The following is a 16,706-nucleotide window of genomic DNA, read 5'->3' on the forward strand; positions in this document are numbered from 1 at the left end:
CTAGCGGCCCCGCAGCCTAGCGCCAGCCCTGGCACGGTGATACGCCGCACAGCCCGGAGGTCGGGATCGTTCTGTTTAACGAGCCTGGTTCAATTTATTGGAAATTTTTAGTGGATAATCGCATTATAGCAACGTATCGTTAACCACCCTAGATTGCTGCCCAAAACGGCACTGCATCATGACAGCCCAGGCATCGCAGCGCCGTTACCGCGGTCTGCTGCATCTCCGGTTCGGCCCGCGTTTGGACCGCCGCGGCGCCGCCGCGACGGAGTTCGCGCTCGTTGCGATTCCGTTCTTCATCGTGATCATCGCGATCATGGAAGTGGCGTGGCAACTCGCCACCGGCTTCGCCCTGGACCACGCCGCGCTGCGTGCGAGCCGCTATGGCATCACCGGCAGCGATACCCCTCCCTCATGGCTCACGACGGGCCAGCAGAATGTGCCGACCTGCCGATCCCAGAACATCCCCTGGCTCGTCACGCGATCCACGAATGGACTGATCAATGCGTCGCGGCTCACGGTCGCGACGACGAACTGGTCAAGCGTTTCCGGCTCGACGGGCAACGGCACGGCCGGGGCGGGAGCAGCCGGCCAGATCGTTTCCTACGCCCTCACCTATCGGCAGCCCTTTATTACCGGCATCGTTGCCGCAACGCTGTTCGGCTCCGATTCCTTTACCCATCAGGCATTCCTGATCGTGAAGAACGAGCCGTTCGAAAATGCGTCCTGCTGAAGCCCGCTGTCCGGCAGTCGGTCGCCGGGGCGTTGCGGCCGTCGAATTCGTCCTGATCGCTCCGGTCTTCTTCGTCATCGCGCTCGCCTGCGCCGACCTGATCCAGCTCTTTCGCGCCCAGTTGCGCGTCGAGACCATCGCGGTGCAGATCGGCCAGATCGTCTCACAGTGCCGCACCATCACCACGCCGGGCGACCGCGACAATTTCTGGGCCCATGGGCGGCGTATCGCCGGCACCATCATCAATGTAGACGGTACCGGAGCGATGGTGATCAGCGCGGTGGGCCGGAACAACAACGCCAACCGGCTCGCCTGGCAGATGCGCACCGGCAATACGCAGAGGGTCAGTCGTCTCGGTGCCAATGTCGGCGGCAGTGCGACGATTTCGGACAATTTCGTCGTTCCGGCCTCGCAGACGCTGCTGGTCACCGAGGTCTTCGCCACCGTGCAGCCCTTTGCACTGAGCGCCGGCCTGATCGGCACGGTGCTGCCGGCGAACATCTACGGCACGACCCTGTTCCTGTCCCGCGCGCCCGATCCCACCACGCTGTTGACCGCGCCGACCAACAGCCAGACCCCGGATTGCACAGGATGATGAAAGCGACCCTCGATCGCCGCGGCGCCGTCGCGGCTGTCAGTGCCCTGGTCATGGTGGCCGTCGTGGGCTTTGCCGGTCTCGCCATCGATCTCAGCCGGATCTGGATGCTCAGCGCCCGATTGAAGACGGCGGTCGATGCCGCGAGCCTGAACGCCGCACGGACGATGACGAGCACGACGGTCGACGAGACGTCCACGCGGCAGCTCTTCTGGGCCAATTTCAATCAGAATGGCTGGTCGAACCGGTTCCTCGGCTCGACCGTCCCCACGACGCCGGCACAGCCGGTGATCCAGCGCCTGAGCGATACGCGCATTCGGCTCACCGCCACGGCGACGCTCGATACGACGCTGTTTGGCATCATCTCCCGCCAGACCACGCCATTGGCCGAGACGACAGTGGCGGAGCGCGAGGCCACCGGGCTCGAACTCGCGGTCGTGATGGACCAGACGTCCTCCATGCGCGGCTCGAAGCTTGCCGCCGCGCAGGCTGCGGTCGGAACGATGCTGGCCACGCTCTACGGCTCGGACGATACGAAGCGAAACCTCTTCGTCTCGGTCGTTCCCTTTGCACGCACGATCAATATCGGCCCCGGCAACGCCAATTTCCTGAACACCACCAGCATGCCCGGCGGCTGGGACCTGGCGCGCTGGAACGGCTGTGTCGAATCGCGCGGTGGCGGCCAAGACATCACCGATATCGGCCCGACGACCTCCGCCGGCCAGCTCAGACCGTACTTCTACGCCAGCACCTTCCGCCGGGTCGGCTGGGCCACCGTCACCGGGAGCCCTGCATCGCCGAGCAATACGGTCGCGACGCTTGCCAGGAATGCGACGCTCTGGGCCAACGCCACCGGCGTGCCGCAGTATCGCGGCGGTGGCACGAGCAACAGCGGCACCGGCGTGTGCACGACCGCCAACGCCTATGGGGCGATCACGGTCGCGCTCTACGCCTCGGATACGGCGAACTCGACAACCAACTACCGCGTTGCCTTCTGCCGCGGCGACAATGACTGGAACTCGACCGTCACGCTTTCGACCAACAGCGGCAACGCGAACTACAATGCCGAATATGCCGACCGAATCAGCCAGGGCCTGGAAGCCGGCATGGCCAATGATTCAACGGTCGCCGCCGCGGGCCGCAATACCCTGTGCGCGCAAAGTCCCATCCTGCCCCTGACCGCCAGCCGCGCCACCGTACAGGCCGCCGTCAACGCCATCACGGCACCCATCAAGAGCGGCGGCACGACCATCGTCGCCGGCATGCAGGGGGCCTGGTACACGCTGAGCCCTGAATGGCGGAATTGGTGGCCGGGCAGCGCCGTCAGCCCTAACCTCGGTGTCCTGCCGCTCGCCTACAACACGCGCAACATGTTCAAGGCCGTCGTCATCCTGACCGATGGCGACAATAACTGGCAGGCGGCCTATGCCGGCAACAGCGTTCGGGGTTCGCCGGCGAACTCGGAGTTGCTCTACAACGCCTACGGCCGGATCAACCCGGATTCGCGGCCGCCCGACACCGTCACCAACTGGAACACGATGTTCCCGTCCTCGCAGATTACCTCGGTCACGCAGACCAATGCGGACGCCGCGCTCGATACGCGCTTCGCGGCTATCTGCCGGGCCATGAAGAACCCTGACAGCACGCTCGCCAACAGCGACAACCCGAACAACCACCGCATCCGTATCTACGTGATCGGGTTCGAGGTCGCGAACAGCACGCAGCGCACCATGCTGCAGAATTGCGCCAGCACGCCGAACTCCCCCTACTACTTCGAGGCTCCGTCCGCGTCGGATCTGCAGCGGGCCTTCACCGAGATCGCCAATTCGCTGAGCAGCCTCCGCCTCGTCGAGTAGGCGCCGGTCCGCGATCGTTCTGGCGGCCGGCCGGAAACACTGCGCCCGGTCGGCATGCTCGCCCTAGGACAAGCCCTGTCCCTTCACATTCCGCCGCACCCGCCGGCGCGCCGGCCTGAGAGCGGCCGCCATCACCGCATCCGGCGTCGCCCCGCGCGCCATCGCCATTCCGGCCGCAGCGGCACCCTGCGTGAAGGCAACGTGCTTTTCCACGGCCATCCGCGCCAGCGCCGGCGCGGCGTTGTGCGGCTCCGCCCACAGCGCCAGGCTGCGGCGGAGCATCACCATCTGCGCTTCCGCCAGGAAGCGCCACGCATCGAATGGGGTCAAAGGGCTGCCAGCACGGCCTCGGCCTTGCTGACCTCGAAGGCGCCGGGCGCCTCGATGGCGATATGCGTCACCTTGCCGTCCTTCGCCACCAGGGCGAAGCGCTGCGCACGCACGCCGAGGCCGCGGGCCGTCAGGTCGAATTCGAGGCCCATCGCCTTGGTGAAGACGGCCGACCCATCGGCGATCATCACCACCTGGTCGGTGATGCCCTGGTCCTTCGCCCAGGCGCCCATGACGAAGGCGTCGTTCACCGCCATGCAGGCGATCGCATCCACGCCCTTCGCCTTCAGGGCATCGGCCTGCTGCACGAAGCCCGGCAGATGCTTGGCCGAACAGGTCGGCGTGAAGGCACCAGGCACGCCGAACAGCGCGACGGTGCGGCCCTTGAAGAACTCGCCCGTGTCGAGTTCCTTCGGCCCTTCGGCCGTCGCCTGCATGACCTTGACCGCCGGAATGCTGTCGCCAACGCTGATCGGCATATCGTCCTCCTCGCTGCAGCGTCGGGTGTAGCGCGGGCCGGGCGGGCTGTCATCGGGCGGCAAAGGCTTGCGTCGGCCGGCCGGTGGCGCCAGATGGCAGGTATGGCCTCCTCCTCCCCGCCGCCGACCGACACCGATGGCAGCAACCTGACCGGGCATCTGCTGATCGCCATGCCGGGCATGCAGGATCCGCGCTTCGATCATTCGGTCGTGTGCCTCTGCGCGCATTCCGAGGACGGGGCGATGGGGCTGGTGGTAAACCGGCCGCTATCGGGCCTGTCCTTCGACGATCTGCTGCGCCAGTTGCAGGTCGAACCGCTGCCGCCGCAGCGGCGCATCCGCATGGTCGATGGTGGCCCGGTCGAAAACAGCCGCGGCTTCGTCCTGCACAGCGACGACTGGTCCACCGAGGGCAGCCTGCCCGTCGTGCCGGGCCTTGCCCTCACGGCGAGCCTCGACATCCTGAAGGCGGTGGCCTCGGGTGGCGGGCCGAAGGATTGCGTCCTGGCCCTTGGCTATGCCGGCTGGGCGCCGGGGCAGCTCGAGGACGAGATCCAGCGCAATGCCTGGCTGAACGTGCCGGCGGACGGGTCCCTGGTGTTCCGCGACGATACGAGCCACACCTGGGAAGCTGCGCTGGCGAAGCTGCGCATCGACCCCGCCCTGTTGTCCGGTACCGCCGGCCGCGCCTGAGGACCACCCGCATGAAGATGTCCGCCATTCCCTTCGATACGACCGACTGGTCGGACATCGAGCCCACCCGCCATGCCGGCGAGAAGGGCGAATCCCTGTGGCGCACCCGTTATGTCGGGCCAGAGGGCAACCAGATCCGCGTCCGCATGGTCGAGCACTCGCCGGGTTATGTGTCCGACCATTGGTGCCAGAAGGGGCATGTCTTGCTGGTGCTGGAAGGCGAGATGGAGACGACCCTCGCCGATGGCCGCGTCTTCACGCTGAAGCCGGGCATGTCCTACCAGGTCGCGGATGGCGCGGAGCCGCACCTGTCGCGCACGACGACAGGCGCGAAGCTGTTCATAGTCGACTGAAGACCTGTCTCAGACGTCACCTGACGGCGACGTCTGAAGTCGGGCAACCGGCCGGCACCTCGTGCGTATCCCGGATGGCTGGCGGGTCGGGGCATGGCCCGACGCCGGATCCGCAAGACAGGTTCGGATCACTGCCGCGCGCTGCTGCGCGTGACGCCGGTCGCCCAGGCGAAGCCGATCACCATGCCCTTCATGAAGGGCAGCAGGCCGACGGTGACGCCTAGGACGATTGGCAGCCAGATGGCGAACTGGACCCACAACTCGGGCGCCCAGACCTTGTCCGACCAGAAGACGAAGGGGAAAACGATGTGCCCCACCAGCAGCAGGGCGAGATAGGGCGGCGCGTCGTCCGACGGATAGGCGGCATTGTCCGCGCCACAGACCTCGCAGCGCGGGCGCACCTTTAGGAAGCCCTGGAAGAGATGCCCCTCGCCGCATTCGGGGCAGCGGAGGCGAAGACCGCGCTTCACGCCCTCGAGGATCCTGGATGACCCGGCCATCGGTCCCTCCGTTCCGGCGAAGCCTTTGCACGGCCCTATTGCCATACAATTTTCGTTGATATACATACAATCAACTTCACCGCAGATGATTTATACGTATTGTATGGCTTCGTGACAAGATGACCTCATCCGACAATAGCGACTGGCTGCCGCGGCTGGCCCCGGACAGTGGCCCGATCTATCGCGCCATCGCGGATGCCATCGGCGCCGCGGTCGCCGACGGGACCCTGCCGCCCGGCCGCCGCCTGCCCACGCACCGTGCGCTGGCCGAGGCGCTCGGCGTCGATCTGACCACCGTGACCCGCGCCTATGCCGAGGCGCGGCGCCGCGGCCTGCTGGATGCGACGGTAGGCCGCGGCACCTTCGTCCGGGGCGGCGGGGCACGGGCCATATCCCGGCTCGGCGAGGGCCAGGCCCCGGTCGATCTCGGCATGAACCTGCCGCCGATCCTGGATGATCCGCCCCTTCCCCTGCTGCTCCAGCAGGGCTTCGCGCGGCTGCTGACTGAAGGCCATGTCGCGGGGCGCCTGACCTATCGGACCGGCGCAGGCAGCGCGGCGGAGAAGGCCGCCGGGGCAACCTGGCTCGAACCCACGCTCGGCGCCGTCGCGCCCGAGCGGGTGCTGGTGACACCCGGTGCGCAGCCCGCCCTCACAACCGTGCTGGGCAGCTTGGCGGCGCGCGGCGAAACCGTGCTGACCGATCCGCTGACCTACCCCGGGCTACGCGGCCTTGCCGCTCAGCTCGGGCTGCATCTGCTGGCCGTGCCCGGTGACGCGGACGGCATGCTGCCGGAGGCGCTCGATGCCGCCTGCCGAGATCAGGCCCCGAAGGCGCTCTACCTCGTCCCCACCATGCACAATCCGACCGCCATCACCATGCCGCCGGCGCGGCGCGCGGCGATCGCCGAGGTCGCGCTGCGCCACGCCCTGCCGATCGTCGAGGACGATGCCTATGGGCTGCTCCCCGCCCAACCCCTGCCAGCGATCGCCACCCTGGCGCCGTCGCTCACCTTCCACGTCGCAACGCTATCGAAGGTTATCTCCCCGGCTTTGCGGCTCGCTTTCCTCGTGGCGCCCGATGCGTCCTGGGCGACCCGGCTGACCGCGGCACTGCGAGCGCAGGTGCTGATGGCCTCGCCATTGCTGACCGGGTTGATTGTGGACTGGATCGCCGACGGCACGGCGCACGCGGTGCTCGGCGCGATCCAGCGGGAAAGCGCGGCACGCCAACGCATCGCCCGCGAGATCCTGCCTGCCGAGGCAATCAATGCCCATCCCGAGGGCCTGCATCTCTGGCTGCGTCTGCCGGCGCCGTGGGACCGGCTGCACTTCGCGGCGCATCTGCGGCGCCAGGGCCTCGCCGTGGTGACGAGCGACGCCTTCACGGTCGATCCCGCCGCGGCGCCCGTCGCGGGGGTGCGGCTCTCCCTGGGAGCGGCCCCGGGGCGGGCCTCGCTGCGTGGTGCGCTGAAGGCCGTGGCGGAAGCCTTGGCCACGGAGGCAGGGGCCGGGTTCACCGAGATCGTGTGAAAGGGTTGCTCCTGTGCGGCGATGGCGACCGGAGAGGGGCGCCGCCCCTCTCCGGACCTCACCCCGCCAAAGGCCACAGGGCCTTTGGAAACCGTCACTTGGTGCCGGGCACGACAGGGATTCCCGAGAAACGGCGGATGCACCACGTCCGTAAGCCCGGCTTCCTTCCGGGCGCCGTGCCTTGAGCGCGCTTCGTCATCCCGGCATGCCTGTCGCGCCAAGCGCCAGGTTCCGGCGGTCCAGGCTGCACGGCAGCCTGGCGGGGTGAGGCTTGGAGAGGGGCGGTGCCCCTCTCCAATCCACCGGCCCTTCAGTTCAATCCTTCGCCAGTGTCGCCGACACCCGCTTCGGTGCCGTCATCCGCCAGGACCGTTCCACCAGGGCGGCAACCTCGTCCCAATCCACGCGGCCGGACAGGACCAGCCCGATCCAGCCTTTCGGCCCGACATAAGGTGGGCGGAAGAAGCGGTCCGGGTCGGCCTCGACCAGCATTTCCTGCACGCCGCGCGGCGCCTTGCACCACAGGGCGCCGCTGCCGTCTTCCATGGGGCGCCACATGCAGAAGATCTTGCCGCGGATGCGCCAGGTCGGCGCCTCCCAGGTCTCCTGTTCCACCGCTTCCGGCAGGGCCAGGCAGATCGCGCGCAGACGGGACTGCGCGCGGGCGCTCACCAGCGCAGGCTCCGCAGCGCGGCGATGGGGCGAACACCTTCCTCATGCGCGACTTCGGCCAGGCGTTCGGGGGCCGGGTTGTCGCCATGGGCCTCGGCCGCCAGCCCGGTCAGAGCCCACAGCGCATCGAGCCCCGCGGCCTGGGCACCGGCCAGGTCGGTATGCGGCGTGTCGCCGATGGCGATGACCCGATGCCGCGCGGGATGGCCGAGCACCTCCAGCACCGGCTCATAGACGGCCGGGTCGGGCTTGCCGATTTCCATCACCGCCTGACCAAGCTCCAGATAGATGTCCGCCAGCGCGCCGGCACAGATCACCTTGCGCCCGCCGACCATCACGGCGCGGTCAGGGTTCACGCAGACCATGGGCAGGTTCGCACGTGCGCAGGCCTCCAGGATCGGGCGATAGGGTTCGGCGCTGGTCGGCCCCAGCCGATCGTCGGGGCCGGTATTGAGCAAGAAATCCGCCTCGGACGGATCGGAGACGATCTCCGCCACGCCGTCCTCGACGACCGACAGGTCGCGCTCCGGCCCGATATGGATGCAGCGATGGCCGAGCTTCGCGAACCAGGCGTGCTTGCGATCGTGCAGCATGCGCCAGGACGCCTCGCCCGAGGACATGATCCCGTCATACAGCGCGCGGTCGAGCCCCATGCGGTCGAGCATCTGTCCCACCACCCAGGCACGGCGCGGTGCATTGGTCAGGAAGCAGATCGCCTTGCCGCGTGACTTCAACTCGGCCAGCGCCTCGGGCACGCCGGGATAGGGCTTGCGTCCGTCATGGACCACGCCCCAGAGATCGAGCACGTAGCCGTCATAGCGGTCGGCGATGGGCGCGATGCCCTCGAGGATTTCCATCACGCATCCTTGCCGACGGCGTCGGCGACTGAGGTGAATCCGTCGCGCTTCAGCAGCGCGGCGAGGCCGTCGGCCAGGCGTCGTGGCAGCACGGGCCCGGCATAGGCGAAGCCGGAATAGAGCTGGATCAGCGCGGCGCCGGCGCGGATCTTGGCATAGGCCTGCTCCGCCGTCGCGATGCCGCCGACGCCGATCAGCGTCAGCCGCCCGCGCGCGATGCGGAAGACCTTGCGCAGCACTTCGGTGGAGGGTTCGAAGAGCGGCGCACCTGACAATCCGCCGGCCTCCTTCGCCAGCGGCGAGCGCAGCGTCGCCGGCCGCGCGATGGTGGTGTTGGAGATGATGAGCCCCGCCACGCCTCGCGTCAGGCAGGCCTGCACGATCGGCGCCAGAGCGTCATCGGCCAGGTCGGGCGCGATCTTCACCAGCAGCGGCGGCGTGCGCGGCAGCGTCGCGCGCTTCGCGGCGATGGCGTCCAGGATCGCCGCCAGCTTCTCCTCCCCCTGCAGGTCCCGCAGACCCGGCGTATTGGGAGAGGACACGTTCATCGTGACGTAGTCGGCGAAGGGCGCAACGGCGGCATAGAGCGCGGGATAGTCGCGCTCCGGATCCGCACCTTCCTTGTTGATGCCGACATTGGCGCCGAACACCGCGGGCCGTTCTGCCGGCAGGTCGCGCAGCCGCGCGACATAGCCGTCCAGCCCGCCATTGTTGAAGCCCATGCGGTTGATGACCGCTGCGTCCTCGGTCAGGCGGAACAGGCGCGGGCGCGGATTGCCCGGCTGCGGCCGCGGCGTGACCGTGCCGGCCTCGACGAAGCCGAAGCCAAGCCGCATCAGCGGCAGCACCGCCACCGCATCCTTGTCGAAGCCGGCCGCCAGACCGATCGGGTTGCGGAAGCGCAGGCCGAAGGCCTCGGTCGCGAGGACCGGATCGTCGGCCCCGGAAGCGTGCCCGGCCAGGCCGGCGGCCAGGGCCTTCAACGCGATGCCGTGCGCGGTCTCGGCATCCAGGCCGCGCATCAGTGGCATCAGGGCGGAAGCGATGGAAGGGGTCATGTCGGGCGTCTTGTGCCCCGGTCCGGCGCATCGGGAAAGCCCGGTGCCGATGCGCCGTCCGGCAGGAACCGGAAGGGCTCTGCCCCTCCGGACCACCCCGCCAAATGCTGAGAGCATTTGGAATGCCCGATACTTGGTGCCGGGCGCGAACGGCATGCTGCGCCCTCACAGCGCGCTCCGGGTGCGAATTCGGGTCTCGGTTCTGATCGTGCCAGCGGCGCCCGGCGCCAGGTGACGGTTTCCAAAGGCCTCGGCGCTTTGGCGGGGTGAGGTTTGGAGAGGGGCAGAGTGCCTCTCCATTGCCGCCAGTCCCGAATTCCGCGCGCGCCTGGGGTGAAGGCCCCAACGCGCGCCTCAGCCCCCGAGCAGCCCCTTCAGCTTGAGCACCGCGCTGTCCGGCGTGGTCAGCACGGGCTTGCCCGTCGCTGCCTCCACCAGCGGCTTCGCCCGTGCCAGACTGAACTGCCCGAGCGCGATGGCGTCGCAATCCGCCAGATCCTTCGCCGCCTCGGCCGCCAGCCGGTCATGCGTCGCGACGTCGCCGGCATCGAGCGCGGCGAGCGCCCCCTCGGCGACCTTCGGCACCACGGTGACCCCCGGCGGGAATTCCGGCGTCATGGACGGGATGGTGCCCGGGAAGGTCACCAGCAGCCCGATCCGCGTGCCCCTGGTCACCGCTTCCTCGATCATCGCCTCGTTCGGCTTCAGCACCGGCATGGGGGCGAGGTCGGCGGCGCAGGCCTCGATTGGCGGCCCAAAGGCGGAACAGGTGAACAGGATCGCATCCGCGCCCGTGCCGGCGGCATAGCGCGCGAGCGTCAGGAAGCGTTCCGTCATGCGTGGCGTGAGCTTTCCCTCCCGCGCCAGATCGGCCGAGAGGCTGTCATCCAGCAGGCTCATCAGCACCTGGCCGGGCCATAGCCGCGCGAAGGCCGCCTCGATCGGCGGCGGTGAATGCCGCAGCGCGTGGATCAGGGCGATTCGCCTCGGGGCACTCACTGATTCGGGCTTCCGCAGCGGCGCAGCGGAGAGGGCATCTCGCGGCAATTCGGGAAGGTGATCTCGTTGGGGCCGGTCTGCTCGACTTCGAGCGTGTCCGGGCCGCCGGGGCAGCCGAAGCCGATTTCGGGCGGTACGCGGCCACCGGCCGGCGCGACGGGAATGAAGCGGAAGGTGGCCCCGTCCGGCCGGGTCGCCACCGTCTCGATGAGGCGCTGACGGTAGGCGGGGTCGAGGATGCCCGTGCGCAGCACCGCTTCCCGCGTGAAGATCACGGTGGGCTGGCCGAAGCAGCGGGCCGACTCGGTATCGCCGGGCGGGTAGATGCCACCGGTCCAGGACCCGAACAGCCATTCATGCGGTGGTGCGGCGCGCGGGGCAGGGGCGGCGGGGGCTGCCGGTGCCGCAGGCGCGGGGGCCGGCGTACCGGCCCGCTGAGCCACGGCCGCACTCGTCATCAGCGGGACGGCGAGGATCAGGCAGCGGGCGATGTGGCGCATGGACGTGCTCCTTCCGGCGCGGCGGGAATGCCGGTATGACCCGGCCGGCCCGGTCGCGGCAAGCCGGCGGGGGTCAGGCGACCGCCGGAACCGCCCGCGGGCCATCCCGCACCGGGATGTGGATCAGGGCGGCGAAGGCGGCGGCGGCGATGCCGAAGCTCCACATCAGATCGTAGGATCCGGTGCGGTCGAAGACGAGCCCGCCCAGGAAGGCCCCCGTGAAGCCGCCGAGCTGGTGCCCCAGGAAGATGATGCCGAAGATGGTCGCGAGCCAGCGCGTCCCCCAGTTCCGCGCGCAGAGCGCGACGGTGGGCGGTACCGTGGACAGCCACAGCACGCCCATCAGGGCTGAGAAGATCATGACGCTGACCGTCGTCTTCTCGGCGAACAGGAAGCCTGTCATCAGCACGCCGCGCGCGGCGTAGATGCAGACCAGCAATTCCCGCCGCTTCCAGCGCTGCGTCAGCTCGCCCGACAACAGCGACCCGCCGATGTTGAACAGACCGATCATCGAGATCGCGCCCGCCCCGACATAGAGCGGCAGGCCGCAGCTATGGACGAAGCCCGGCAGGTGCACGGTCAGGAAGGAGACATGCACCCCGCAGACGAAGAAGCCGAAGAACAGGCACCAGAAGGACGGGTCGCGGAAGGCGCGGGACAGCGCCATCGACGCTGTTCCGCCATCCTCGGCGCCGGGCTTCGCGGGGGCGGGCCGGTCGGCCAGCGGCAGGGCGAGGGGGATCATCAGCAGCGCCGCCGCCGCCATGGCGATCAGCGCCCATTGCCAACCGAAGCCTTGGATGGCAAGGCCGGCGAGCGGCACCACCAGGAATTGCCCGGCCGACGAGCCCGCCGTGCCCAGCCCGACGGCCCGGCCACGCTTCTCCTCCGGCAGCAGGCGCGTCAGCGAGGCGATGATGGTCGGCATCCCGGCCGCCGAGACCGCGACGCCCATCACCAGCCCGGCGAAGAAAGTGAAGACCGGCAGCCCGTCCGACATCGCCATGCCGAGGATGCCCGCCGCGTAGAGCAGCGCACCCCCCATGATCACGGTCCGCCCGCCGAACCGGTCGGCGAGCTGCCCGGTCAGCGGCTGGGACACCCCGTTCAGCAGGACCTGCAGGGCGATGGCGAAGGCGAAGCCGGAGGCCGACCAGGCATGGGCCTCGGTCATCGGCGCGAGGAACAGGCCGAAGGATTGCCGCAGCCCCATGGCGAGCATCGCCCCTGCCACGGCACAGGTAATGAGGATCCCCGCCGGCAGCGCGGCGCGGGAAGCGGCGGTGGACAGGCTCATGCGGACGCTCCCGGTCGTCCCGCACCATCTCATTCCGTTCCGCGCCGCGGCAACCGCTCCCGCCGCGCAGATCAGCCATGCATGCGCACGCGCGGTTGACGAGACGGGCATCGCGGCCGTATTCCCCGCGCCTCCGGTGGCGGCCATAGCTCAGTTGGTAGAGCGCCAGGTTGTGGTCCTGGATGTCACGGGTTCGAGTCCCGTTGGTCGCCCCACCCCCTTCCTTGCTGCCTGTCGCCCGTGCCGGCTAGCTTTGGGCCGTCATTAGACCGTGCCGCCTGTGCGGAAGGGGTTTCCACATGTCGCAGACCGCCGCCGTCGCGGCCATGGCGCCGGTTTTTCGCCAGATCACGAAGCATCTGCCGGATTGGCGTCCTGGCGTGATTTTCGATGTCGGCGCGAATATCGGGCAGAGCTGCACGACCTACGCGTCGAGTTTTCCTGACGCCGCCATCCATGCCTTCGAACCCGTGCCCGAGACCTTTTCCGAACTGCGGAGACGCATCGAGCCCTACCCGAACATCACGGCACACCCGATCGGCCTGTCCTGCCGCGCCGGGGAGGCACGGATGACCGCCATCGGGACCACCCCGGGCAACCGGCTGCTGGGCCCCGAGGAGCGGGTGGCGGTGAAGACGCAGGCAGTGCGGCTCGATACCGGCGCAGCCATGGCGGACGAGCTGGGCGTGGAGGCGATCTCCTTCCTGAAGATCGACACGGAAGGCCACGATCTCGACGTCATCCTGGGTTTCGCGCCGATGCTGGACTCGGTGGACTTCGTGCAGGTCGAGGCGAGCATGAACCCCTACAACCGCACGCATGTGCCGTTCCGTCTCCTTGAGGATACGCTGCGGCACTTCGGCTACCTGCTGTTCAACATCTTCGAGCCGACACAGGAATTCAAACGGGGAGGGCGCCCCGTCCTGCGCCGCTGCAACCCGGTCTTCATCGCCGGGCGACTGGTCGATCTGACCGGGATCTCCTGATACCAGCGGCCTTATCGGCCTTTGGCGGGTGGGGGTTGGGGGGGGAGGGAGCCTTCCCCGCGCCACCGTCGCCACAATTTTCGCGCGGAGAGCGCGACGCCCCTCCAATTTCCACCTCACCGTCCTTGCGCGACCGCCATCGGCGGGGTGCAGCCGCCCGGCGGGGTTCCTTGCGCGATCCCGCGGCTGGGGCAGGATGCGCCCTGCCTTCCGGCCAAACCTCCCTGCCGATCGCCCCCGCTGCGACGTGATCGCGGGCGGCGAAGGGGCGACCGACCTGCTTCCGCTGATGAAGAACGGAGGGGCGCCGCCCCTCCGAACCACCCCGCCATCGGGGTCCCCATGACGTTGCGCAACGTCATGGGGTGCCCTGGGGCCTGGAGCCCCTGGAGCGCAGTCTGTTGGTGCCGGGCGTGGCCGCTACCCCAGGTTCCTTATCGCTCGCATCGTGCACAAAGGCGGGTCACGGTAGCATTCTGCCGGCAGCGCACGGCACCAAGTGACGGTTTCCAAAGGCCTCGGGCCTTTGGTGGGGAGAGCTCGAGAGGGCAAAGCTCCTCTCGGTTCCACAGCGCAGGCATCAGGGCCATCACGAAGGCCCTGGCCGTCGCCGAGGCCGGGCGCCACGTGCGGCGATCCTACACCGGGGACGTGGCCGCCAACCGATCAGCTTTCGAGTGCAGTGGGCACCCGCCGCGGCCCCGTGCCGTCCAGCAGCGGTTCCAGCGCCATGCCGACCTGCAGCAGCGTCTGCTCGCCCAGCCGGCGGGCGATGAACTGCACGTTGGTCGGCAAGCCGGCCTCGCTAAATCCGCTACGCAGCGTCAATGAGGGATGGCCCGTGACCGAAGCCGGGACCATCGCGTTCTGCAGCATGAAGTCGGCGACCTCGGACGGCGGATTGAAACGGCCGGCCACATGGAAGGTGCCGGGCAGCAGGACGAGGTCGTAGTCCCGCAGGAAGACTTCCATCTCCGCCCCCAGTTCGGCCGCCCGCTTCGTCGCGCGCGCATAATCGAGCACGTTGGTGCCGGTCGCACGCGGCAGGCGGTCGCGGATGCCCTGCCCGACGCGGGAGGGGTCCGGCTCGATGAGCCCGATATTGGAGATGTAGAATTCGACGCCACCGATCACGCCTGCGACGCGGCCATAGGTTGCAAGCGATTGCGGCAGGCTGACGGAAACCAGCTCGGCACCGCGGCTACGCAGCGCATCGCGCGTGGCCGCGAGGCCTGCGGCGATGGCCGGCGTCACCTTCGACCATTCCTCGCCGTCCAGTGCGACGACACCCACGCGCACGCCCCGAAGATCGGCGGGGATCGCCGGATTGAAGGCGAAGGGGGGAAGGTCGAGCGAGGTCGGATCCCGGGGATCGAAGCCCGACATGGCCTGCAGGGCGATGCCGCAATCGGCCACGTACCAAGCGATCGGCCCCACCGTGTCGCGCGACCAGGTGTTTTCCAGCGCGCCAAACCGGCTGATACGGCCATAGGTGGGCTTGAGACCCTGGGCGCCGCAGGCCGCTGCCGGGAGGCGCACCGACCCGCCGGTATCCGATCCGACTCCGATCAAGGTCGTGCGGCCGCCCACGCCAGCGCCCGGGCCGGTGGAAGACCCGCCGGAAAACCGGGTGAGATCCCAGGGATTGCGGGCCAGGGGATGCGGCAGGTCACCATAGAGACGCACCGTGCCGGTGGCGAACTCGCCGGTATCCATCTTGCCGAGGAGGACGCCGCCAGCCTCGTTGAGCCGGACCACCGCCCCGGACCATTGACCGGAAAGGCTGGACAGATCGACGCGCGAATTGTTGGTCGTCGGGATGTCGCCGGTGAAGAACAGGTCCTTCACGCCGAACGGAATGCCGTGCATCGGCCCGCGATCCCGGCCGGCTTCGAGTTCGGCCTGCGCCTGCCGGGCGGCGGCCCGCGCATGGTTCCGCGCGACATGGATGAAGCTGCCGAGCCGCTCATCCACCTTGTCGATGCGGGCCAGATAGGCGTCGGTCAACTCGACCGCGCTGATCCTGCGCTCACGCATCAGCTTGCCGGCTTCCGTCGCCGACAGCAGCGTGAGGTCCTGGGCAGGGTCTGCGTGCGATGCCATGCCGCCGGATGCGGCGAATGCGGCTGTTCCGGCGCCGAGCAGGGCGCGACGCGACAATGTCGGTTCGGTCATAGAGGCGGTAGTTCCTGGGTAGACTCCCCGACAGCGCTAGCGCCCAGTTCGGCGCATGGCAAATAGCCCCAGGGAACCACCGTCATTCATGGGCGGGATACGTTCTGATATCGCCGCGATGCCTGGGTGGAGGGGGCCTTGCTGCACCGGCAAGGCTTCGGCCGTTCAAGGTCCGGTCTTCCCCCTGGCAGGCTTGGCCGGCGCCGCCTTGCGCGGTTCCGTGGCTGCGGCAGGATGCCCTCGACGCGAGAGGAAACATCCATGCACATCACACTGAATGGCCGCACGGCCCTGATCACCGGCGGCTCCAAGGGCCTCGGCCTTGCCATGGCCAAGGCTTTCGCCGCGGCTGGCGGCCATGTCGCGGTCGTCGCCCGCGGCGCTGAATCCCTGGCCCAAGCGGAAGCCGAACTCCGCGAGGCAGCGCCGACCGCGAAGACCGTCGCCATCGCCGCCGACATCCGCACCGCGGAAGGCTGCGAACAGGCCTATGCCGGCGCCGTTCGCGCGCTCGGCCAGGTGGACATCCTGGTCAACAATGCCGGCACCTCCCAGCGCGGGCCGTTCCTCGAAGTGACGGATGCGCTGTGGCAGGACGACCTTGACCTCAAGCTCTTCGCGGCCGTGCGGCTGTGCCGCCAGGTGCTGCCGGGCATGCGCGACCGGAAATGGGGCCGCATCATCAACGTGCTGAACATCGGGGCGAAGGCGCCCAAGGCCGCCAGCACGCCGACCTCCGTGTCGCGCGCCGCAGGGATGGCGCTGACGAAAGCCCTGGCGAACGAATTCGCGCCGCACAACGTGCTGGTGAACGCCATGCTGGTCGGCATTATCGAAAGCGACCAGTGGGTCCGCCGCCACGCCGCCGACAAGCGCAACGTCACCTGGGAGGAATGGAAGGCCGAACAGGGCAAGCCGGTCCCGCTGGGGCGCATCGGCAAGGCGGAGGAATTCGCCGCCATGGCGCTGCTGCTCGCCTCCGAGATGGGCGGCTATGTCACGGGCACCGCGATCAATGTGGATGGTGGGTCCTCGCCCGTTGTGTGACCTGGGCTGACCGGACCGTCTGTGAAACGGTTCCTGGCTGCAGG

At 68.6% G+C, this 16,706-nt stretch carries 18 protein-coding genes and 1 tRNA gene; 9 read left to right on the plus strand and 10 right to left on the minus strand.

The genetic code is table 11. From position 1 onward, the window contains the following. The first annotated feature begins 178 nt into the window (after window positions 1–178). From KPL78_RS24400 to KPL78_RS24410, 3 genes are read left to right on the plus strand one after another with little or no spacing between them, the layout of a single operon-like run. Window positions 179–733: a TadE/TadG family type IV pilus assembly protein gene (locus KPL78_RS24400; RefSeq protein WP_219765577.1), complete on the plus strand. Its 555-nt coding sequence runs from the start codon at window positions 179–181 to the stop codon at window positions 731–733. Beyond that, window positions 720–1,328 carry a TadE family protein gene (locus KPL78_RS24405; protein ID WP_219765578.1) on the plus strand — a complete coding sequence of 203 codons (609 nt, stop codon included), beginning with the start codon at window positions 720–722 and terminating at the stop codon, window positions 1,326–1,328. Before KPL78_RS24400 ends, KPL78_RS24405 begins: the two co-directional genes overlap by 14 nt. Beyond that, window positions 1,325–3,184, plus strand: a complete 1,860-nt coding sequence (locus KPL78_RS24410; RefSeq protein ID WP_219765579.1) for a pilus assembly protein TadG-related protein — start codon at window positions 1,325–1,327, stop codon at window positions 3,182–3,184. Before KPL78_RS24405 ends, KPL78_RS24410 begins: the two co-directional genes overlap by 4 nt. A 63-nt stretch (window positions 3,185–3,247) precedes the next feature. Here KPL78_RS24410 and KPL78_RS24415 read toward each other — a convergent pair whose 3' ends face one another. Next, the gene (locus KPL78_RS24415) at window positions 3,248–3,472 is read right to left on the minus strand and encodes a hypothetical protein (RefSeq protein WP_219765580.1); all 225 of its coding nucleotides are present in this window, start codon (window positions 3,470–3,472) and stop codon (window positions 3,248–3,250) included. A 38-nt stretch (window positions 3,473–3,510) separates the two neighbouring features. Continuing rightward, window positions 3,511–3,993: a peroxiredoxin gene (locus KPL78_RS24420; RefSeq protein ID WP_219765581.1), complete on the minus strand. Its 483-nt coding sequence runs from the start codon at window positions 3,991–3,993 to the stop codon at window positions 3,511–3,513. A gap of 102 nt (window positions 3,994–4,095) precedes the next feature. Here KPL78_RS24420 and KPL78_RS24425 point away from each other — a divergent pair, with 102 nt between their 5' ends. After that, on the plus strand, window positions 4,096–4,686 hold the full coding sequence (locus KPL78_RS24425) for a YqgE/AlgH family protein (RefSeq protein ID WP_255569413.1): 591 nt from the start codon (window positions 4,096–4,098) through the stop codon (window positions 4,684–4,686). An 11-nt stretch (window positions 4,687–4,697) separates the two neighbouring features. Continuing rightward, window positions 4,698–5,039, plus strand: coding sequence for a DHCW motif cupin fold protein (locus KPL78_RS24430; RefSeq protein ID WP_219765583.1), 342 nt, complete (start codon window positions 4,698–4,700; stop codon window positions 5,037–5,039). A 128-nt stretch (window positions 5,040–5,167) separates the two neighbouring features. Here KPL78_RS24430 and KPL78_RS24435 read toward each other — a convergent pair whose 3' ends face one another. After that, window positions 5,168–5,509, minus strand: a complete 342-nt coding sequence (locus KPL78_RS24435; RefSeq protein ID WP_219765584.1) for a DUF983 domain-containing protein — start codon at window positions 5,507–5,509, stop codon at window positions 5,168–5,170. A 149-nt stretch (window positions 5,510–5,658) separates the two neighbouring features. On the opposite strand from KPL78_RS24435, the gene KPL78_RS24440 reads away from it, so the two are divergent. Then, window positions 5,659–7,071: an aminotransferase-like domain-containing protein gene (locus tag KPL78_RS24440; RefSeq protein WP_219765585.1), complete on the plus strand. Its 1,413-nt coding sequence runs from the start codon at window positions 5,659–5,661 to the stop codon at window positions 7,069–7,071. A gap of 315 nt (window positions 7,072–7,386) precedes the next feature. Here the strand turns inward: KPL78_RS24440 and KPL78_RS24445 are convergent, their stop codons facing one another. The 6 genes from KPL78_RS24445 to KPL78_RS24470 form a co-directional block, all read right to left on the minus strand. Beyond that, window positions 7,387–7,743 (minus strand): MmcQ/YjbR family DNA-binding protein, encoded by a 357-nt coding sequence (locus tag KPL78_RS24445; RefSeq protein ID WP_219765586.1) that lies wholly within the window; start codon window positions 7,741–7,743, stop codon window positions 7,387–7,389. Beyond that, window positions 7,740–8,600 carry a TIGR01459 family HAD-type hydrolase gene (locus tag KPL78_RS24450; RefSeq protein WP_219765587.1) on the minus strand — a complete coding sequence of 287 codons (861 nt, stop codon included), beginning with the start codon at window positions 8,598–8,600 and terminating at the stop codon, window positions 7,740–7,742. The genes KPL78_RS24445 and KPL78_RS24450 overlap by 4 nt, the downstream gene beginning before the upstream one ends. Further along, the gene (locus KPL78_RS24455) at window positions 8,600–9,658 is read right to left on the minus strand and encodes a quinone-dependent dihydroorotate dehydrogenase (protein ID WP_219765588.1); all 1,059 of its coding nucleotides are present in this window, start codon (window positions 9,656–9,658) and stop codon (window positions 8,600–8,602) included. Before KPL78_RS24455 ends, KPL78_RS24450 begins: the two co-directional genes overlap by 1 nt. A gap of 354 nt (window positions 9,659–10,012) precedes the next feature. Beyond that, the gene (locus tag KPL78_RS24460) at window positions 10,013–10,657 is read right to left on the minus strand and encodes an aspartate/glutamate racemase family protein (RefSeq protein ID WP_219765589.1); all 645 of its coding nucleotides are present in this window, start codon (window positions 10,655–10,657) and stop codon (window positions 10,013–10,015) included. Beyond that, entirely contained in the window at window positions 10,654–11,157 is a 504-nt protein-coding gene (locus KPL78_RS24465) for a hypothetical protein (RefSeq protein ID WP_219765590.1), read from the minus strand. Before KPL78_RS24465 ends, KPL78_RS24460 begins: the two co-directional genes overlap by 4 nt. Before the next feature lie 73 nt (window positions 11,158–11,230). Continuing rightward, window positions 11,231–12,454 (minus strand): MFS transporter, encoded by a 1,224-nt coding sequence (locus KPL78_RS24470; protein WP_219765591.1) that lies wholly within the window; start codon window positions 12,452–12,454, stop codon window positions 11,231–11,233. Between the two features lie 139 nt (window positions 12,455–12,593). Here KPL78_RS24470 and KPL78_RS24475 point away from each other — a divergent pair. Next, window positions 12,594–12,669, plus strand: a tRNA-His gene (locus KPL78_RS24475). An 84-nt stretch (window positions 12,670–12,753) separates the two neighbouring features. Continuing rightward, on the plus strand, window positions 12,754–13,440 hold the full coding sequence (locus KPL78_RS24480; RefSeq protein ID WP_219765592.1) for an FkbM family methyltransferase: 687 nt from the start codon (window positions 12,754–12,756) through the stop codon (window positions 13,438–13,440). Window positions 13,441–14,106: 666 nt separating this feature from the next. Here the strand turns inward: KPL78_RS24480 and KPL78_RS24485 are convergent. Further along, window positions 14,107–15,615, minus strand: a complete 1,509-nt coding sequence (locus KPL78_RS24485) for an amidase (protein WP_219765593.1) — start codon at window positions 15,613–15,615, stop codon at window positions 14,107–14,109. A gap of 261 nt (window positions 15,616–15,876) precedes the next feature. Here KPL78_RS24485 and KPL78_RS24490 point away from each other — a divergent pair, with 261 nt between their 5' ends. Then, window positions 15,877–16,662: an SDR family NAD(P)-dependent oxidoreductase gene (locus tag KPL78_RS24490; RefSeq protein WP_219765594.1), complete on the plus strand. Its 786-nt coding sequence runs from the start codon at window positions 15,877–15,879 to the stop codon at window positions 16,660–16,662. The last annotated feature ends 44 nt before the right edge of the window (window positions 16,663–16,706 follow it).

The sequence above is a fragment of the Roseomonas alba genome, from assembly GCF_019430885.1.
Classification (GTDB): domain Bacteria; phylum Pseudomonadota; class Alphaproteobacteria; order Acetobacterales; family Acetobacteraceae; genus Neoroseomonas; species Neoroseomonas alba.